At 61.1% G+C, this 18,040-nt stretch carries 13 protein-coding genes; 8 read left to right on the top strand and 5 right to left on the bottom strand.

What is annotated here, in order from left to right:
* Positions 1 to 336: 336 nt before the first annotated feature.
* The 3 genes from J2Y39_RS19075 to J2Y39_RS19065 all read left to right on the top strand — a co-directional run bounded on the left by J2Y39_RS19075 (position 337) and on the right by J2Y39_RS19065 (position 7,077).
* Positions 337 to 3,612, top strand: coding sequence for a transglutaminase family protein (locus J2Y39_RS19075; protein WP_310219196.1), 3,276 nt, complete (start codon positions 337 to 339; stop codon positions 3,610 to 3,612).
* A gap of 88 nt (positions 3,613 to 3,700) precedes the next feature.
* The gene (locus J2Y39_RS19070) at positions 3,701 to 6,187 is read left to right on the top strand and encodes a circularly permuted type 2 ATP-grasp protein (protein WP_310219195.1); all 2,487 of its coding nucleotides are present in this window, start codon (positions 3,701 to 3,703) and stop codon (positions 6,185 to 6,187) included.
* Complete coding sequence (locus J2Y39_RS19065; protein ID WP_110602754.1) at positions 6,187 to 7,077, top strand: transglutaminase family protein; 891 nt, start codon at positions 6,187 to 6,189, stop codon at positions 7,075 to 7,077. Before J2Y39_RS19070 ends, J2Y39_RS19065 begins: the two co-directional genes overlap by 1 nt.
* 209 nt (positions 7,078 to 7,286) lie before the next feature.
* Here the strand turns inward: J2Y39_RS19065 and J2Y39_RS19060 are convergent, their stop codons facing one another.
* Positions 7,287 to 7,475: a hypothetical protein gene (locus J2Y39_RS19060; RefSeq protein WP_016771927.1), complete on the bottom strand. Its 189-nt coding sequence runs from the start codon at positions 7,473 to 7,475 to the stop codon at positions 7,287 to 7,289.
* 68 nt (positions 7,476 to 7,543) lie between these two features.
* Positions 7,544 to 8,131: a TIGR00730 family Rossman fold protein gene (locus tag J2Y39_RS19055; protein WP_310219194.1), complete on the bottom strand. Its 588-nt coding sequence runs from the start codon at positions 8,129 to 8,131 to the stop codon at positions 7,544 to 7,546.
* A gap of 342 nt (positions 8,132 to 8,473) precedes the next feature.
* Between J2Y39_RS19055 and azu the strand changes: the two genes are divergently transcribed.
* Complete coding sequence (gene azu, locus J2Y39_RS19050) at positions 8,474 to 8,917, top strand: azurin (protein WP_305382097.1); 444 nt, start codon at positions 8,474 to 8,476, stop codon at positions 8,915 to 8,917.
* Positions 8,918 to 9,073: 156 nt separating this feature from the next.
* Here azu and nadE read toward each other — a convergent pair whose 3' ends face one another.
* The 3 genes from nadE to J2Y39_RS19035 form a co-directional block, all read right to left on the bottom strand.
* Positions 9,074 to 9,901 carry an ammonia-dependent NAD(+) synthetase gene (gene nadE, locus J2Y39_RS19045; RefSeq protein ID WP_310219192.1) on the bottom strand — a complete coding sequence of 276 codons (828 nt, stop codon included), beginning with the start codon at positions 9,899 to 9,901 and terminating at the stop codon, positions 9,074 to 9,076.
* Between the two features lie 4 nt (positions 9,902 to 9,905).
* Positions 9,906 to 11,129, bottom strand: coding sequence for a nicotinate phosphoribosyltransferase (gene pncB / locus J2Y39_RS19040; RefSeq protein ID WP_076565435.1), 1,224 nt, complete (start codon positions 11,127 to 11,129; stop codon positions 9,906 to 9,908).
* A 214-nt stretch (positions 11,130 to 11,343) separates the two neighbouring features.
* The gene (locus J2Y39_RS19035; RefSeq protein ID WP_071174249.1) at positions 11,344 to 12,243 is read right to left on the bottom strand and encodes a LysR family transcriptional regulator; all 900 of its coding nucleotides are present in this window, start codon (positions 12,241 to 12,243) and stop codon (positions 11,344 to 11,346) included.
* 164 nt (positions 12,244 to 12,407) lie between these two features.
* On the opposite strand from J2Y39_RS19035, the gene J2Y39_RS19030 reads away from it, so the two are divergent.
* From J2Y39_RS19030 to J2Y39_RS19015, 4 genes are all read left to right on the top strand, one after another.
* The gene (locus J2Y39_RS19030; RefSeq protein WP_310219188.1) at positions 12,408 to 13,898 is read left to right on the top strand and encodes an aldehyde dehydrogenase family protein; all 1,491 of its coding nucleotides are present in this window, start codon (positions 12,408 to 12,410) and stop codon (positions 13,896 to 13,898) included.
* 197 nt (positions 13,899 to 14,095) lie between these two features.
* Complete coding sequence (locus J2Y39_RS19025) at positions 14,096 to 15,379, top strand: FAD-binding oxidoreductase (RefSeq protein ID WP_310219186.1); 1,284 nt, start codon at positions 14,096 to 14,098, stop codon at positions 15,377 to 15,379.
* Positions 15,380 to 15,747: 368 nt separating this feature from the next.
* On the top strand, positions 15,748 to 16,881 hold the full coding sequence (locus J2Y39_RS19020; RefSeq protein WP_041480713.1) for an ABC transporter substrate-binding protein: 1,134 nt from the start codon (positions 15,748 to 15,750) through the stop codon (positions 16,879 to 16,881).
* Positions 16,882 to 17,122: 241 nt separating this feature from the next.
* A complete protein-coding gene (locus J2Y39_RS19015; RefSeq protein ID WP_041480712.1) occupies positions 17,123 to 18,037 on the top strand; it encodes an ABC transporter permease subunit in 915 nt (304 codons plus the stop codon).
* The last annotated feature ends 3 nt before the right edge of the window (positions 18,038 to 18,040 follow it).

Genomic DNA, 18,040 nt, shown 5'->3' with positions numbered 1-18,040 from the left:
TCGAACATGGTTGTGACGCGGAGCGTCACGGGCTGCATTCCCACGCAGAGCGTGGGAATGATCAAGTTGTTGCCACTGGCCTCTTCGCGAGCAGGCTCGCTCCCACAGGGGAACGCATTCCAAATGTGGGAGCGAGCCTGCTCGCGAAAGCGTCCGATCAAACACCGCAAGAATCAGCGTCCGCAACATTTGCGTGCAACTGAGTCCAAGCATTTCCTCGCATCGCCCGGTTTTGGTGCTGTACTGCCTTGAGCATTTCGCGAAAGCGCGCAAGCCTGTGCATGGCATAAGTCTTGCGCGCTTTCCCATACGCCCAAGGCTCGCAGGAGGCACGCCGTGTCGATTCATGTCGCATTGCATCACGTCACGCATTATCGCTACGACCGCGCTGTCGAACTCGGCCCGCAGATCGTCCGCCTGCGCCCGGCGCCCCACAGCCGCACGCGAATTCTTTCCTATGCGCTGAAAGTCTCGCCCGAGCAGCATTTCATCAACTGGCAGCAGGACCCCCAGGGCAATTACCTGGCACGTCTGGTGTTCCCCGAAAAAACCGCAGAGCTGCGCATCGAAGTCGATCTGGTCGCGGAAATGGCGGTGTTCAATCCGTTCGACTTCTTCCTCGAACCGTACGCCGAGAGAATTCCGTTCAGCTACGCCGCCGATGAACGCAAGGAGCTGGCGCCGTACCTCGAAACCCTGCCGCTGACGCCAACGTTCAAGGCTTACCTGGACAGCATCGACCGCACGCCACTGCCGGCGGTGGATTTTCTGGTGGCGCTCAATCAGCGCCTCAGTGAAGACATCGGCTACCTGATCCGCATGGAGCCCGGCGTGCAGACTCCGGAGCACACACTGCAACACGCCTCCGGTTCCTGCCGTGATTCGGCATGGTTGCTGGTGCAGCTGTTGCGCAATCTCGGTCTGGCGGCGCGGTTTGTTTCCGGCTACCTGATTCAACTGACCGCCGACGTGAAAAGCCTCGACGGCCCGTCCGGCACCGACGTCGACTTCACCGACCTGCACGCCTGGTGCGAGGTGTATTTGCCGGGTGCCGGCTGGATCGGCCTCGATGCCACGTCCGGGTTGTTCGCTGGGGAAGGGCATATTCCGTTGGCCTGTAGTCCCGATCCGTCCTCGGCGGCACCGATCAGTGGTCTGGTCGAACCTTGCGAGACGCAGTTCAGCCATGAAATGTCGGTCGAGCGAATCTGGGAAGCGCCACGCGTCACCAAGCCCTACACCGATGAACAGTGGCGGGCGATCCAGGCACTGGGCCGGCAGATCGATGCCGACCTGCTCGAAGGCGATGTGCGCCTGACCATGGGCGGCGAGCCGACCTTCGTCTCCATCGACGATCCGGACGGCGCCGAATGGAACACCGCCGCGCTGGGGCCGGACAAGCGCCGGCTGTCCGCCGAACTGTTTCAGCGCCTGCGCAAGCAATACGCACCACAGGGGCTGGTGCATTTCGGCCAGGGCAAGTGGTATCCCGGCGAGCAGTTGCCGCGCTGGTCGCTCAATTGTTACTGGCGCCGCGACGGTCAGCCGATCTGGCACAACGACGCATTGATCGCCGACGAACAGCAGGACTATGGCGCCGACGGCGCACTGGCCGGACGCTTTCTCGCCAGCGTCGCCGAGCGTCTGAAGTTGCCTGCGCGCTTCGTCTTCCCGGCTTACGAGGATCATCTCTACTACCTGTGGCGCGAGGGTGCGTTGCCCGGCAACGTCAGCGCCGAAGATTCGCGTCTGGAAGAGCCATTGGAGCGCGCGCGATTGCGCAAGGTCTTCAGTCAGGGCCTGAACAAGGTGATCGGCCAGGTGCTGCCGCTGGCGCGCACGGCCAAGGGCGATCAATGGCAGAGCGGGCGCTGGTATCTGCGTGACGAGCACTGTCGCCTGGTGCCGGGGGATTCGCCGCTGGGTTACCGCTTGCCGCTGGCCTCGCAGCCGTGGGTGAAAGCGGCGGAATATCCGTTCATCCATCCCAACGATCCGAATCAGGACTTCGCTGAACTGCCGGATCCGGCGCAGCTCGGTGTGCACGGCGAACCTGCTGCGCTGGATGAGCGGGTGCCGAAAATCGACGAATCCGCTGACTGGCTGACCCGTACCGCATTCTGCGCCGAGGCCCGCGAAGGCCGGCTGTATCTGTTCATGCCGCCGCTGGAGCGGGTCGAGGATTATCTGGAACTGGTCTCGGCCATTGAGGCCACCGCCGAAGAACTGCACTGCCCGGTGCTGCTGGAAGGCTATGAACCACCAAGTGATCCGCGCCTGAGCAACTTCCGTGTCACTCCGGACCCGGGCGTGATCGAGGTCAACGTGCAGCCATCGGCGACCTGGGACGAGTTGGTCGAGCGCACCGAGTTTCTCTATGAACAGGCACGGCAAACCCGCCTGACCACCGAGAAGTTCATGATCGACGGGCGCCACACCGGCACCGGCGGCGGCAACCATTTCGTCCTCGGCGGCGCGACACCGGCGGACTCACCGTTTCTGCGGCGGCCGGATCTGCTGCGCAGCCTGATCAGTTACTGGCACAACCATCCTTCGCTGTCGTACCTGTTTTCCGGGCTGTTCATTGGTCCGACGTCCCAGGCTCCACGGGTTGATGAGGCGCGCAATGACGCCTTGTACGAACTGGAAATCGCCTTTGCGCAAATGCCGGAACCGGGCGAGGAATGTGCACCGTGGCTGGTCGATCGACTGCTGCGCAATTTGCTGATCGACGTCACCGGCAATACCCATCGCGCCGAATTCTGCATCGACAAACTGTATTCACCGGACGGCGCCACCGGGCGTCTTGGCTTGCTGGAACTGCGCGCTTTTGAAATGCCGCCCCATGCGCGCATGAGTCTGGCTCAGCAGTTGTTGCTGCGGGCGCTGGTCGCGCGGTTCTGGCGCGAGCCTTATGCGCCGGCGAAACTGGCGCGCTGGGGCACCGAGCTGCACGACCGCTTTCTGCTGCCGCACTTTATCGAAGAGGATTTCGCCGACGTTATCGTCGAACTCAACAACGCTGGCTACCCGTTGCGCGCCGAGTGGTTCGCGGCGCATCTGGAATTTCGTTTTCCCAAGGTCGGCGACTACGCCGTCAATGGCATCGAGCTGGAGCTGCGTCAGGCGCTTGAACCCTGGCATGTGCTGGGCGAGGAGGGCTCGGCGGGCGGCACGGTGCGCTACGTCGATTCATCGCTGGAGCGCTTGCAGGTCAAGCTCAACGGCCTGCCGCCACAGCGCTATCTGCTGACCTGTAATGGCGTCGCGGTGCCGTTGCACCCGACCGGACGAGTAGGCGAGTTTGTCGCCGGGGTGCGCTTTCGGGCCTGGCAACCAGCCAACTGTCTGCATCCGACCATAGCGGTGCACGCACCATTGGTATTCGACCTGCTCGATACCTGGATGGGGCGTTCGCTGGGCGGTTGCCAGTATCACGTGGCCCATCCCGGCGGGCGCAATTACGAAACCTTGCCGGTCAATGCCAATGAAGCGGAGAGTCGGCGCATGGCGCGGTTTTTCCGCCTCGGACACACGCCGGGGAAGCTTCCCGTACCCAAAGTAGAAATCAATGACGAGCTACCGATGACCATCGATCTGCGCCGTTTCTAGAGCCTACGCAACACGCGGATTTTTCGTATATCCGCGTGTCATGTGCCTGCGTTAGTCTGACCGTTCCCTGCTGTCTGCCGAGCTTTCCATGCCTGACCTGCTAGACCGCTACCCGCTGACCGCGGGCACCTATCATGAACTGCTCGACGGCAGCGGCGCGGTGCGCTCGCATTGGCAGCGCCTGTTCGATCAGTTGCAGCGCAGCAGTCCGGCGCAACTGGTGCAGCGCCAAGCCTTGCTGGCGCGGCAGATTCAGGAAAACGGCGTCACCTACAACGTCTATGCCGATCCCAAGGGCGCTGACCGGCCGTGGGAGCTGGATCTGCTGCCCCATGTGATCGCGGCAGATGAATGGCAGCAATTGTCCGCCGGCATCGCTCAGCGTGCGCGCTTGCTCAATGCAGTGCTGGCGGATCTGTACGGTCCGCAGCGGTTGATCAGCGAAGGCCTGCTGCCCGCCGAGCTGGTATTCGGACACAACAATTTTCTCTGGCCCTGTCAGGGCATTGCCCCGCCCGAATCAGCCTTTTTGCATTTGTATGCCGTGGATCTGGCGCGCACACCGGATGGTCGCTGGTGGGTCACTGCCGATCGCACCCAGGCGCCGTCCGGGGCCGGCTATGCGCTGGAAAACCGCACCATCGTCTCCCGCGCCTTTCCCGATTTGTACCGGGATCTTAAGGTCCAGCATCTGGCCGGTTTCTTCCGCACCTTGCAGGAAACTTTGGCCCGTCAGGCACCGGAGGGCGATGACGCACCGCTGGTGGTGCTGCTGACACCGGGGCGGTTCAATGAAAGTTATTTCGAACATCTGTATCTGGCGCGCCAGCTCGGCTATCCGCTGGTCGAGGGCGGCGATCTGACGGTGCGCAATGCCACCGTTTACCTGAAAACCCTCAGTGGCCTGCGCCGGGTGCACGCGATCATGCGCCGCCTCGACGATGATTTCTGCGACCCGCTGGAACTGCGTACCGACTCGGCGCTTGGCGTCCCCGGTCTGCTTGAGGCGGTGCGTCAGGGGCGGGTGCTGGTGGCCAATGCGCTGGGCAGCGGCGTGCTGGAATCGCCGGGGCTGTTGGGGTTTCTGCCGAAGATCAATCAGTACCTGTTCGGCGAAGAACTGATCCTGCCCTCGATCGCCACCTGGTGGTGCGGTGAAGCGCCGGTGCTGGCGCAGGCGCTGGAAAAACTTCCGGAGCTGTTGATCAAACCGGCGTTCCCGTCGCAGAGCTTCGCGCCTGTTTTCGGCCGTGACTTGAATGAAAGCCAGCGCCTCGAGCTGGCGCAGCGTATGCAGGCACGGCCTTATGCCTACGTCGCGCAAGAGCTTGCGCAACTGTCGCAGGCGCCGGTCTGGCAAGCCGAGGACGGTCATCTGCAACCCCGCGCGATCGGCATGCGCATGTATGCGGTGGCCAGCCACGATGGCTACCGCGTGTTGCCGGGCGGTCTGACCCGAGTGGCGGCCGAGGCTGATGCCGAAGTGGTGTCGATGCAGCGCGGCGGGGCGAGCAAGGACACCTGGGTGCTCAGCGACCGTGCGCCGAGTGGCGAGCAGTGGAAGGCGCAGCGCAATGTCGGCGTGCACGATCTGGTGCGGCGCGATCCTTACCTGCCATCGCGGGTAGTGGAGAATCTGTTCTGGTTCGGTCGCTACTGCGAACGCTGCGACGACAGCGCGCGGCTGCTGCGCATCATGCTCACGCGTTACGTCGATGGCGATGATCCGCAGGCGCTGCAAGCAGCGGTCGATCTCGGCGAGCGGCTGGCCTTGCTGCCCGATGAAGGCGAACTGCCGGAGCGCCTGCTCGCTGCGTTGCTGGGCGAGGATTGGTCGTTCAGCCTGCGTTCCAACTTGCAGCGCTTGCAGTGGGCTGCGTCGCAAGTGCGCGGCAAGCTGTCCCGGGAAAACTGGCAGGCGCTGGTCGAGTTGCAGCGCGAGGCGCTGGAGCTGGAAGTCGATGAACCGGACTTCGGCGAACTGCTGGATTTCCTCAACCGTCTGGTGATGTCGCTGGCAGCGCTGTCGGGGTTTGCGCTGGATGACATGACCCGTGACGAAGGCTGGCGCTTTCTGATGATTGGCCGGCGCATCGAACGCCTGCAATTTCTCAGCAGCAGCCTCGCCGCGTTTCTGCGCGGTGCGGGTGCGTTCGATCAGGCGGGGCTTGAGTGGTTGCTGGAGTTGGGTAACAGCAGCATCACCTACCGCTCGCGCTATCTGGCGGTGGCGCAATTGATTCCGGTGCTCGATCTGCTGTTGCTGGATGAGCAGAACCCCCACGCGGTGCTGTTTCAGCTGAAACTGGTCACCCGCACGCTGAAACGCTTGAACGACGACTTCGGCGCACCTCGCGAAACCGCGCTGCCGCAGCTGGTCGAACGCCTCTCGCGGTTTGATCTCGGTTGTCTGGAGAACCCGCTGTTCGGCAAATCCAGCGTACGTGCCGCGCTGGATGGTCTGGCCGATCTGTTGCAGGAAATCGCCGAAGCCAGCGGCCAGGTATCGGATCGTCTGGCCCTGCGCCATTTCGCCCATGTCGATGATGTCAGCCAGCGAACGGTGTCCGTGTGATGAGCGCTCAGTACCAGATCTTTCACGACACCTGTTATCACTACGACAGCCCGGTCTCCCTCGCGCAGCAACTGGCGCACCTGTGGCCGCGCGAATGCAGCTGGCAGCGCTGCACCGAGCAGCAGTTGCTGATCAGCCCCGAACCGACCATGCGCCGGGATGAGCTGGATGTTTTCGGCAATCCGCTGACGCGGTTGGCCTTTGAGCGGCCCCATGACCAATTGCAGGTCAACGCCCGGCTGACGGTCGAAGTGCTGGCGCGACCGGCGCTGGATTTCAATCAGTCGCCGGCGTGGGAGCAGACCCGCGATGCGCTGACCTACAGCAGTCAGCCGTTGTCCGCCGACTTGCTCGAAGCCTGTCGCTACCGGTTCCAGTCACCTTATGTGCATTTGAAGCGCAGCTTCGTCGAGTTCTCGCAAAGCTGTTTTCCGCCAGGGCGACCGTTGCTGCTCGGCGTGCAGGCGCTGATGCAGAAGATCTTCAGCGAATTCACCTTCGATGCCGAAGCCACCCAGGTGGCGACGCCGCTGGTGGAAGTGCTGGAGCGTCGACGCGGCGTGTGTCAGGACTTCGCTCATCTGATGCTGGCCTGTGTGCGCTCGCGCGGTCTGGCGGCGCGTTATGTCAGCGGCTACCTGCTGACCCAGCCGCCGCCGGGACAGCCACGCCTGATCGGCGCCGACGCCTCGCATGCGTGGGTATCGGTGTTCTGTCCGGTATCGGGCTGGGTGGATTTCGATCCGACCAACAATGTGCGGCCGGCGCTGGAACACATCACGTTGGCGTGGGGGAGGGATTTTTCCGATGTGTCGCCGTTGCGGGGGGTGATTCTCGGTGGCGGTAATCACGACCCGGAAGTGCGGGTTACGGTGATGCCTCAGAATTGATGAGTCTTCAAATGTGGGAGCGAGCCTGCTCGCGAAAGCGTCAGGTCAGCCAATAGATTTGTAACAGATATATCGCATTCGCGAGCAGGCTCGCTCCCACAGGGGATTTTGGTGTTTCAGGGAAAGCAGGGCTGTGAGGGCCGGCAGCAGAACTGCCAGCCCCGTCACAAATCCGCAGGGTCTGATTCGATCATCAAACCCGGTGGGGCTCAGGCGTCGGGCGTCTGATCTTTCGGTGCATCGGATGCATCAACATCATCATCGGTCGCCACTTCACCGTCAGGGTTCAGTGCCGCTTCTTCAGCGGTTTGCTTCTTGCGCTGAAGCTTTTCCTCTTTCTTCTGTTCCTTTGCCAGGTCTCGTTGACGTTTGGCGAAGGAGTAATTGGGTTTGGCCATGGGCGATCCTCTGGGGTCGAAGGTGAGGTTGAGCGGCGCGTATTCTGCCCTGTATCGGTGTCCGGGGGTTAACCGGGTTTTTGGTCGACCCACTTGGGCGTGACGGTCGGCTGCCACTGATCGAGGGCGTCGAGCAGGGATTCTGGCGATTCGCTCACTTGCAGCATGTCACGGTGTGGCGCGCGAACGAAGCCTTCGCCGACGATATGATCGAGAAAAGCCGTGAGTTTGCTGTAGAAACCGTTCACTTCCAGCAGCCCCAAAGGCTTGCCGTGGTAGCCGAGCTGGCCCCAGGTCCAGACTTCGAACAGCTCTTCCAGCGTGCCGAGGCCGCCGGGCAGGGCGATGAATGCATCGCTGAGTTCGGCCATCCGCGCCTTGCGCGCATGCATGCCGTCTACCACTTCCAGGCGCGTCAGGCTTTTGTGGCCGATCTCCTTGTCCATCAGGCTTTGCGGAATGATGCCGATCACTTCGCCGCCAGCGGCCAGCGCGGCATCAGCCACAATGCCCATCAAACCGACGGCACCACCGCCGTAGACCAGCGTCAGATTTCGCTCGGCCAATGCCCGGCCAAGGGCCACGGCAGCTTCAGTGTAGGCCGGTACGGTACCGGCGTTGGCACCGCAAAACACACAAACGGATTTCAGCGACATGCGTTACTCCTGAGTCGATCAGGCGCACAGGGTAACGGCTGGCACGCTGCGCTCCAAGGACTAGACTTCGCGTTCAGGTGATTCAAAAGTACCGCTGGCGCCACAGGCGTAGGCGGCGAGCAAGCTGCACAACAGACCGTTAAAGAACATGACTGGCACTCCGTTTCAGTAGGTGGGCCGATCATAGGGCTGGCCGTACGAAATGGCCGTTAGATTGTGTCGATGGGTGCCATAGCCTGAAAGTTGTATACAATTTTTGACTCAAGTCATATGAACTTGCGATGATTTCAGGCAGTCTTTCCACCACTAGTGTTTTTGTTAACCCTGCCTTGGAGATTCACCATGTTTTCCAAAGTTGTTGCGGTATCCCTGCTGGCGCTGGCCAGCAGCCAATTGATGGCTGCCGAGTGCAAAACCACCGTTGATTCCACCGATCAGATGACCTTCAACACCAAGGAAATCGTGATCGACAAGAGCTGCAAGACCTTCACCGTCGAACTGACCCACTCCGGCAGCCTGCCGAAGAACGTCATGGGCCATAACCTGGTGATCAGCAAAGAAGCTGACATGCAGCCAATCGCCACCGACGGGCTCGCCGCTGGCATCGACAAGAACTACCTGAAAGACGGCGACGCACGCATCATCGCCCACACCAAGATCATCGGCGCCAAGGAAACCGATTCGGTGACCTTCGATGTGGCCAAGGTGGCTGACGGTAGCTACGGCTTCTTCTGCTCGTTCCCTGGGCACATCTCGATGATGAAAGGCACTATCGTCGTCAAGTAAACCAGGCACAAAAAAAGCGTCCCCCCGGGACGCTTTTTTGTGTAGGAGCTGCCGAAGGCTGCGATCTTTTGATCTTGATCTTGAAAGCAAGATCAAAAGATCGCAGCCTCGTTGCACTCGTCAGCTCCTACAGGCTCGTGCAGGCACTTCCATGCCTCAAGGCGCAAACGGCATCACGCGCTTGTGATGGGTCTTGTTGTACGTATCGACAATGATCTTCGCCGCCTCGTCCCGCACCGCTTCACCGTGCAGAAACGCATCGATCTCGGCATAGGTCACGCCATGCGCTGCTTCGTCCGGCTTGCCTGGCGAAAGATCTTCGAGGTCGGCTGTCGGGACTTTTTCGACCAGCGATTCCGGCGCGCCAAAGCTGCGGGCAATGGCGCGCACCTGATTTTTCACCAAGCCACTGAGCGGGGCGAGGTCGCAGGCGCCATCGCCGAATTTGGTGAAGAAACCCATCACCGCTTCCGCTGCATGGTCGGTGCCAATCACCAGACCGCCCGCCACCCCGGCAATCGTGTACTGCGCCACCATGCGCATCCGCGCCTTGGTATTACCCAGCACGAAGTCCACCGACGCCGCCGGTTTGCCTCCGAACGCTGACACCTGAGCCGCCAGTGCCTTGACCGCCGGGCCGATGTTCACGGTGTGGATTTCGTCAGGGGCGATGCAGTCGAGCGAAGCCTTGGCGTCGTGCTCGTCGAACTGGGTTTCATACGGCAGGCGCACGGCGATGAATTTGTAGCGGTCGTCGCCGGTTTTTTCGCGCAGTTCACGTACCGCGCGCTGGGCCAGGAGGCCGGCGGTCAGTGAGTCGACGCCGCCGCTGATGCCCAGCACCAGGGTCTTGAGCCCGGAATTGACCAGACATTCCTGGATGAACGTCAGGCGCCGGGCGACTTCGGCCTGCAGGGCCTGATCGTCGGCGAACGGTGGTTGCACCTTGAGCTGCTCAGCAATCTCACGCTGTACGGCTTGCATGAATTCACTCCTTGCTAGATAGACTGGATTCGGCAGGAACCTTGAACACATGTCGCAAATAGGCGACGAAATTCGGATCTTTGCAGTGGGTCTTGCCAGGCTCGTCGGAGATCTTCGCCACCGGCTGGCCGTTGCAGGCGGTCATTTTAAGCACGATGCTCATCGGTTCGACACCCGGGATATCACAAGTGAGGTTGGTACCGATGCCGAAGCTCACATTGATGCGACCGTGCAGCGCGCGGAAAATCTCCAGCGATTTGGGCAGGGTCAGACTGTCGGAAAACACCAGGGTCTTGCTCATCGGGTCGATGCCGAGCTTGTGGTAGTGCGCGATGCACTTTTCACCCCACGCTACCGGGTCCCCGGAATCGTGGCGCAGACCGTCGAAGAGCTTGGCAAAGAACAGATCGAAATCGCCAAGAAACGCATCTGTGGTAATGCAGTCGGTGAGGGCGATACCGAGCAGGCCACGGTATTCGCGAACCCAGCAATCGAGCGCGGCGATCTGGCTGTCGATCAGGCGCGGGCCGAGTTGCTGATGGGCCATGATCCACTCGTGAGCCATGGTGCCCAGCGGTTTCATGTCCAGCTCGCGGGACAGGTGCACATTGCTGGTACCGACGAAACGACCCGGGAAGTCGTGCTTGAGCACGTTGACCACTTCGGCCTGCACGCCAAAGGAAAAGCGTCGACGCGTGCCGAAATCGGCGACCTGCAATTGCGACAGCTCATCGGCCGAAGCATTGGCGGTCAGCCAGTCGAACTTGCGATACAGCTGTTCGCGTGCCTGCTCCAGCGAAGTCTCCCGGTAGCGATAGCGATTGCGCACTTCGCTGACGATCGCCAGCAGCGGCACTTCGTAGAGGATCACATGCAGCCACGGCCCGCGCAGGCGGATGAACAACTCTCCATTCTCGATGCCGGTGTGCAGGTAGCGCAGGTTGAAGCGGAACAGACCCAGGAAACGCAGGAAATCCGGTTTCAGGAAGGTGATACGCTCGAGAAAACTCAACTGATCAGCACTCAGGCTCAGCTCGGCCAGACGCTCGATCTGATGACGGATCTCGGCCAGATACGGGCGCAGATCTTCGGCGTTGCGGCAGCGGAACTCCCATTCGACTTCGACGTTGGGGTAGTTGTGCAGCACCGCCTGCATCATCGTCAGCTTGTAGAAGTCGGTGTCGAGCAGGTTCTGCACGATGCGATCGGCAAACACACTCTCGCTCATAAACGGGTCTCCAGTTGCGCCGCGCCTGGCGCGGTCTATATCGATGGCGCTAGTGGCGCATATCGGCGGTGGGGATTGCCAGCATTTTTTCAGAGCGCCGCAGATCCACTGTGGGAGCGAGCCTGCTCGCGAATGCGGTGTGTCAGTTAAAGATGATGTGGCTGACCCGACGCTTTCGCGAGCAGGCTCGCTCCCACAGGGATCCCGGTTGACCTCACACCGGGCTATCGATTTGTTCAAGCATCCATTTCACAAAATCCCGCACCTTCGGCACTTCCGCCGCGTGCTCCGGGTAGGCCAGGTAATAGGCATCGCTGCTGGGCATCGCATGCTGCCAGGGTATGACCAGTTTGCCTTCGGCCAATTCCTCTTCCACCAGAAACCGCGGCAGCAGCGCCACGCCACAGCCGACCTGGGCGGCGCGGATGCACATGTAAAAGGTTTCGAAACGCGGCCCGTGGTAGCTGTGTTCGGTGTGGTAGCCCTGACTGTCGAACCAGTCGTGCCAGGCCTGCGGTCGCGAGGCATTTTGCAGCAGTACCAGGTCGGTGAGTTGCGTCGGGTCAGTGAATGGCGTGTCCGGCAGGCTGCCCGGGGCGCAGACCGGCACCAGTTGTTCGCCGAACAATTTCAGGCATTCGGTGCCCGGACGCGAAGCCTGGCCGAAATAGAAGGCCAGATCGCTGCGCCCCTGCAACAGATCGTCGGCTTCCTGCTCGTTACACAGATCCAGATGAATCGACGGATGGCGCAGGCGCCAGCCTTTCAGGCGCGGCACCAGCCAACGGGCGCCGAAGGTTGACGGGGTGGAGACGCGCAAGACTTCGGTTTCGCCGCCGTAGGAACGCAGGTAATGCGTCGACATCTCCACTTGGCTGAGGATTTTTCTGACCTCGACCAGATACAAATCCCCGGCCGGCGTCATCTGCAAGCGCCGACGCACGCGGCGGAACAGCAAGTGCTGCAACAGTTCTTCAAGCTGTGCGACCTGTTTGCTCACCGCACTCTGGGTCAGGTTCAGCTCTTCGGCGGCGCGGGTAAAACTCAGGTGCCGGGTCACGGCCTCGAAGCATTGCAGCGCGGTGATCGAGGGCAAGTGGCGTTTGTTCAGCATGGCCAGTCCTTTTTCTTGTCTTTCTCAAGGCAGCATGAATAAACGGAATGATATCTGGCGTAAAGGTCGTTTGTTGCATCGCCGCAGTGAGGCTACAACTAAAGGCCTGCCCGGCCATGCAAAGGATGGCCGCACACATTCTGTTTTTGCTTGAGGAGAGACCGATGGTAGCCGCATTGCTTGATCGTCTTGGAGTCAACCCGGCCCTGTACCAGAACGGCAAGGTGCCGGTGCATTCGCCCATCGATGGCAGTGAAATTGCCTCGGTGAAATGGGAGGGCGCTGCCGAAGTCGAGCAGCACATCAGTCGCGCAGATCATGCATTCGAGCACTGGCGCAAGGTGCCGGCACCGCGTCGCGGTGAGCTGGTGCGTCAGTTCGGCGAAGTGTTGCGCGAGTACAAGGCCGATCTCGGCGAGCTGGTGTCGTGGGAGGCTGGCAAGATCACTCAGGAAGGCCTGGGTGAAGTACAGGAGATGATCGACATCTGCGATTTCGCCGTTGGCCTGTCGCGCCAGTTGTACGGTCTGACCATCGCCTCCGAGCGCCCGGGCCACCATATGCGTGAAACCTGGCATCCGCTCGGCGTGGTCGGCGTCATCAGCGCGTTCAACTTCCCGGTCGCAGTGTGGGCGTGGAACACCACCCTGGCGCTGGTCTGCGGCAACCCGGTGGTGTGGAAGCCATCAGAGAAAACCCCGCTGACCGCGCTGGCCTGTCAGGCGCTGTTTGATCGCGTGGTGAAAAATTTCAGTGATGCCCCACCGAGCCTGTGCCAGGTGGTGATCGGCGGTCGCGATGCCGGCGAAGCGCTGGTCGATGATCCGCGTGTCGCGCTGATCAGCGCCACCGGCAGCACGCGCATGGGCCGCGAAGTGGCGCCGAAAGTCGCCGCGCGTTTTGCCCGCAGCATCCTTGAACTGGGCGGCAACAACGCGATGATCCTCGGCCCGAGCGCCGATCTGGACATGGCAGTGCGCGCGATTCTGTTCAGCGCCGTCGGCACCGCCGGGCAACGCTGCACGACTTTGCGCCGTCTGATCGCCCATGAATCGGTCAAGGAAGAAATCGTCACGCGCCTCAAGGCTGCCTATTCGAAAGTACGCATCGGCCATCCGCTGCAAGGCAATCTGGTCGGCCCGCTGATCGACAGGCACAGCTTCGAAAACATGCAGGATGCGCTGGAACAGGCGCTGAGCGAAGGCGGCCGGGTGTTCGGTGGCAAGCGCCAACTGGAAGAGCAATTCCCCAATGCTTATTACGTGTCGCCGGCCATCGTGGAAATGCCCGAGCAGAGCGATGTGGTCTGCAGCGAAACCTTCGCGCCGATTCTCTACGTGGTCGGCTACAGCGATTTCGAGGAAGCGCTGCGCCTGAACAACGCCGTGCCGCAAGGCTTGTCTTCGTGCATCTTCACCACCGACGTGCGTGAGGCCGAGCGGTTCATGTCGGCGGTCGGCAGTGACTGCGGCATCGCCAACGTCAACATCGGCCCGAGCGGCGCGGAAATCGGCGGCGCGTTTGGTGGCGAGAAAGAAACCGGCGGCGGCCGTGAGTCCGGCTCCGATGCCTGGCGCGCGTACATGCGGCGGCAGACCAATACCGTCAACTATTCGCTGGAATTGCCGTTGGCGCAGGGCATTACATTCGACTGACAGGTGGAGATCCTCTGTAGGAGTGAGCACTGTGGCGAGGGGATTTATCCCCGTTCGGCTGCGAAGCAGTCGTCGCTTTTGAAATTTTGGGGCCGCTCCGCGACCCAGCGGGGCGGTGCGACGTTTCGCTAAATCCCCTCGCCACAGGGGGCTCACTCAGGTTTGTGTGTTTGTTGGGTTTCTGTTGGAGTCTGGCAATGCCGTTACGCGAAGAATGTCTGTGGGAAACGCTCACGCCACAACGCCCGGATAACACCGCGCTCAAGGGCGAGGTCAAGGTCGATGTCTGTGTGATCGGCGCCGGGTTCACCGGGTTGTCAGCGGCGCTGCATCTGTTGGAAAAAGGCAAAAGCGTCTGCGTGCTGGAAGCGCATCGCGCAGGGCATGGTGGCTCCGGGCGCAATGTCGGGCTGGTCAACGCCGGCATGTGGATTCCTCCGGACGAGATCGAAGCGGGGTTCGGCGAGGCGGTCGGCAGTCAGCTCAACCGCATGCTCGGTGCGGCGCCGGCGCTGGTGTTCAGCCTTGTGGATAAATACGCTATCGATTGCCAATTGCGCCGCGAAGGCACTTTGCACATGGCGCATAACGCCAAGGGCGAGGCGGATCTGCGCAGTCGCGAGCAGCAATGGAAACGTCGTGGCGCGCCGGTCGAACTGCTCACCGGCAAGGCCTGCGAGCAAGCCACCGGCACGCAGAAAATCGCCGCCGCGTTGCTTGACCGCCGCGCCGGCACGCTCAATCCGATGGCCTATGTCACCGGGCTGGCCAATGCCGTGCGCGGGCTCGGCGGGCAGATGTTCGATCATTCGCCAGTGGCTCGCCTCGAGCGCATCGGGCAGAACTGGTCGGTGCAAACCGCCCAGGGTTCGGTACTCGCCGAACAAGTGGTCATCGCCTCCAACGCCTACACCGAAGGCGACTGGACCGAACTCAAGCGCAATTTCTTTCCCGGTTATTACTACCAGGTCGCCTCGGTGCCACTTACCGAAGACGCTGCGCAAGAAATTCTCCCGGGCGGTCAGGGCTCGTGGGACACCCGTCAGGTATTGAGCAGCATCCGCCGTGACAAGGACGGGCGCCTGTTGCTAGGCAGCCTCGGCAATGGCAACCAGAAACCGACCTGGTTTCTCAAAGCCTGGGCCGATCGGGTGCAGCAGCATTACTTCCCCAATCTGAAGCCGGTCGAGTGGCAGTGCACCTGGACCGGGCGCATTGCGTTTACCCCTGATCACCTGATGCGTCTGTTCGAGCCGGCGCCGGGACTGGTGGCCGTCACCGGTTATAACGGTCGCGGCGTCACCACCGGCACGGTCGTCGGCAAAGCTTTCGCCGATTACCTGTGCAACGGCGATCCGCAGGCACTGCCGATTCCCTTCGCACCGATGCAGCCCCTGGCCGGTGTGGGCTTGCGCAGTTGCCTGTACGAGGCCGGGTTTTCCCTGTATCACGCGGGCCAGTGCCTGCGCATCGTTATTTGAGTGTTGAAATTTGTTGCCGCAAGCGGCGCTTTTGCATCCAGCGACTAGCCTGTAATGGTGCGGGTTGTAGCAGTCCCGCACCAGCAGTGTGCAGTTCGGTGACGCGGGCTGTTACAGGCTGGTTGCACGTCGTTTGCCGCTGCGGTTGCAATGATGGCGCGTGCGGGTTGCGCCGGAAAAAACAAATGGTTTCACCTTCCGCGGTTTAGACGGTTGCACGCCCAATGAAAATGGGACCGAAACAGTCGAAATAACAACAACGCAGCGACTTTTTGAAGAATAAAAAACCGATGGCACGGGCCTTGCTCTGAGCTTTGAGTGAAGTGAAGTCGCAGTGCCAACTAAAAAAAACCTTGGAGCACCACCTCATGTCCCAGACGTTTTACAAGAAAGGCTTTCTGGCCCTCGCAGTCGCTACTGCGCTGGGTGTTTCTGCGTTTGCTCAAGCTGATATCAAGATCGGTGTAGCGGGTCCTATGACCGGTGCCAACGCGGCATTCGGCGAGCAGTACATGAAGGGTGCACAGGCGGCGGCCGATGCGGTCAACGCGGCGGGTGGCGTCAACGGGGAAAAAATCGTCCTGGTCAAAGGCGATGACGCCTGCGAACCGAAGCAGGCAGTGACGGTCGCCAAGGACCTCACCAACCAGAAAGTCGCCGGCGTGGTCGGGCACTTCTGCTCCTCGTCGACCATTCCAGCGTCGGAAATCTACGACGAAGCCGGGATCATCGCGATCACCCCGGGCTCGACCAACCCGCAAGTTACCGAACGCGGTCTCAGCGCCATGTTCCGTATGTGCGGACGTGACGACCAGCAAGGCATCGTTGCCGGCGACTACATCGTCGACATGCTCAAGGGCAAGAAAGTCGTCGTGCTGCACGACAAGGACACCTACGGCCAAGGCCTGGCGGACGCCACCAAGGCTCAGCTGGAAAAGCGCGGCGTCAAGCCTGTGCTGTACGAAGGCCTGACCCGTGGCGAGAAAGACTTCAGCACCATCGTCACCAAGATCCGTGGCGCCGGCGCCGATGTCGTCTATTTCGGCGGCCTGCACCCGGAAGCCGGTCCGCTGGTTCGTCAGCTGCGTGAACAAGGTCTGAAAGACGTCAAGTTCATGTCCGACGACGGCATCGTGACCGACGAACTGGTGACCACCGCTGGCGGCCCGCAATTCACCGATGGCGTGCTGATGACCTTCGGCGCCGACCCGCGCCTGTTGCCAGAAAGCAAGACCGTAGTAGACGCGTTCCGCAAGGCCGGCACCGAGCCTGAAGGCTACACCCTGTACGCTTACGCCTCGGTTCAGACCCTGGCGGCAGCGTTCAATGGCGCGAAGAAAAACGACGGCGAAGCCGCTGCCAAGTGGCTGAAGGCCAACCCGGTGAAAACCGTGATGGGCGAGAAGACCTGGGACGCCAAAGGCGACCTGAAAGTCTCCGACTACGTGGTTTACCAGTGGGACAAGGACGGCAAATACCACCAGCTGGAAAAGCAGAAGTAAGGGCTGAAGCGATCACTCGGCTCACTTGAAACCCTGTGGGAGCGGGCTTGCCCGCGATGGCGTCAGGTCAATCGACACACAAGTTGGCTGATCCACCGCTATCGCTGGCAAGCCAGCTCCCACAGGATTCAGTGGCGATCGGGCTGATCACGCTCCGACATTGCTCCGACGTACATCTGTATTTTTCCTAGAAGAACCGCGCGTCATGGGCGCGCAGGTTCTCACTGCGTGAGATTGCGTTATGGATGGTATTTTCCTGCAGCAACTGGTCAATGGCCTGACCCTCGGGTCGGTCTATGGCCTGATCGCCATCGGCTACACAATGGTCTACGGCATCATCGGCATGATCAACTTCGCCCACGGCGAGGTTTACATGATTTCCGCTTACCTGGCGGCAATCAGTCTGGCTCTGCTGGCTTACTTCGGTATCGAATCCTTCCCGCTGCTGATGCTCGGCACGCTGATCTTCACCATCGTCGTCACGGCGGTATATGGCTGGGTCATCGAGCGTGTTGCCTACAAACCCCTGCGTAACTCGACCCGCCTGGCGCCGCTGATCAGCGCTATCGGTATTTCGCTGATTCTGCAGAACTACGCACAGATCGCTCAGGGCGCCAAACAACAGGGCGTGCCTACGCTGCTGACCGGTGCCTGGCGTGTTGAAGTCGGCACCGGCTTCGTGCAACTGACCTACACCAAAGTCTTCATCCTGATCGCCGCGTTTGTCGGCATGGGGCTGCTGACCTACATCATCAAATACACCAAGCTCGGCCGCATGTGCCGTGCGACCCAGCAAGACCGCAAGATGGCCTCGATCCTGGGGATCAACACCGACCGGGTGATTTCCTACGTGTTCATCATCGGTGCAGCCATGGCGGCACTGGCCGGTGTGCTGATCACCATGAACTACGGCACGTTCGACTTCTATGCCGGCTTCATCATCGGCATCAAGGCGTTCACCGCAGCGGTGCTGGGCGGCATCGGTTCACTGCCCGGCGCGATGCTCGGCGGGATCATCCTCGGCATCTCCGAGTCGCTGTTCTCCGGTCTGGTCAACTCCGACTACAAAGACGTGTTCAGTTTCTCGCTGCTCGTCCTCGTACTGGTCTTCCGGCCGCAGGGCCTGTTGGGCCGTCCTCTTGTGTCGAAGGTGTAAGCG

The organism is Pseudomonas sp. 2957 (assembly GCF_031456345.1).
Lineage (GTDB): Bacteria > Pseudomonadota > Gammaproteobacteria > Pseudomonadales > Pseudomonadaceae > Aquipseudomonas > Aquipseudomonas siliginis.
This window is presented reverse-complemented; position numbering and strand designations above follow the sequence as displayed.

Bases quoted from the DNA above. Each gene is read 5' to 3' on its own strand.
- azu (WP_305382097.1), top strand. From the start codon at position 8,474: ATGTTTTCCAAAGTTGTTGCGGTATCCCTGCTGGCGCTGGCCAGCAGC.
- J2Y39_RS19070 (WP_310219195.1), top strand. From the start codon at position 3,701: ATGCCTGACCTGCTAGACCGCTACCCGCTGACCGCGGGCACCTATCAT.
- J2Y39_RS19035 (WP_071174249.1), bottom strand. From the start codon at position 12,243: ATGCTGAACAAACGCCACTTGCCCTCGATCACCGCGCTGCAATGCTTC.
- nadE (WP_310219192.1), bottom strand. From the start codon at position 9,901: ATGCAAGCCGTACAGCGTGAGATTGCTGAGCAGCTCAAGGTGCAACCA.
- J2Y39_RS19065 (WP_110602754.1), top strand. From the start codon at position 6,187: ATGAGCGCTCAGTACCAGATCTTTCACGACACCTGTTATCACTACGAC.
- pncB (WP_076565435.1), bottom strand. From the start codon at position 11,129: ATGAGCGAGAGTGTGTTTGCCGATCGCATCGTGCAGAACCTGCTCGAC.
- J2Y39_RS19025 (WP_310219186.1), top strand. From the start codon at position 14,096: ATGCCGTTACGCGAAGAATGTCTGTGGGAAACGCTCACGCCACAACGC.
- J2Y39_RS19015 (WP_041480712.1), top strand. From the start codon at position 17,123: ATGGATGGTATTTTCCTGCAGCAACTGGTCAATGGCCTGACCCTCGGG.
- J2Y39_RS19060 (WP_016771927.1), bottom strand. From the start codon at position 7,475: ATGGCCAAACCCAATTACTCCTTCGCCAAACGTCAACGAGACCTGGCA.
- J2Y39_RS19030 (WP_310219188.1), top strand. From the start codon at position 12,408: ATGGTAGCCGCATTGCTTGATCGTCTTGGAGTCAACCCGGCCCTGTAC.
- J2Y39_RS19020 (WP_041480713.1), top strand. From the start codon at position 15,748: ATGTCCCAGACGTTTTACAAGAAAGGCTTTCTGGCCCTCGCAGTCGCT.
- J2Y39_RS19055 (WP_310219194.1), bottom strand. From the start codon at position 8,131: ATGTCGCTGAAATCCGTTTGTGTGTTTTGCGGTGCCAACGCCGGTACC.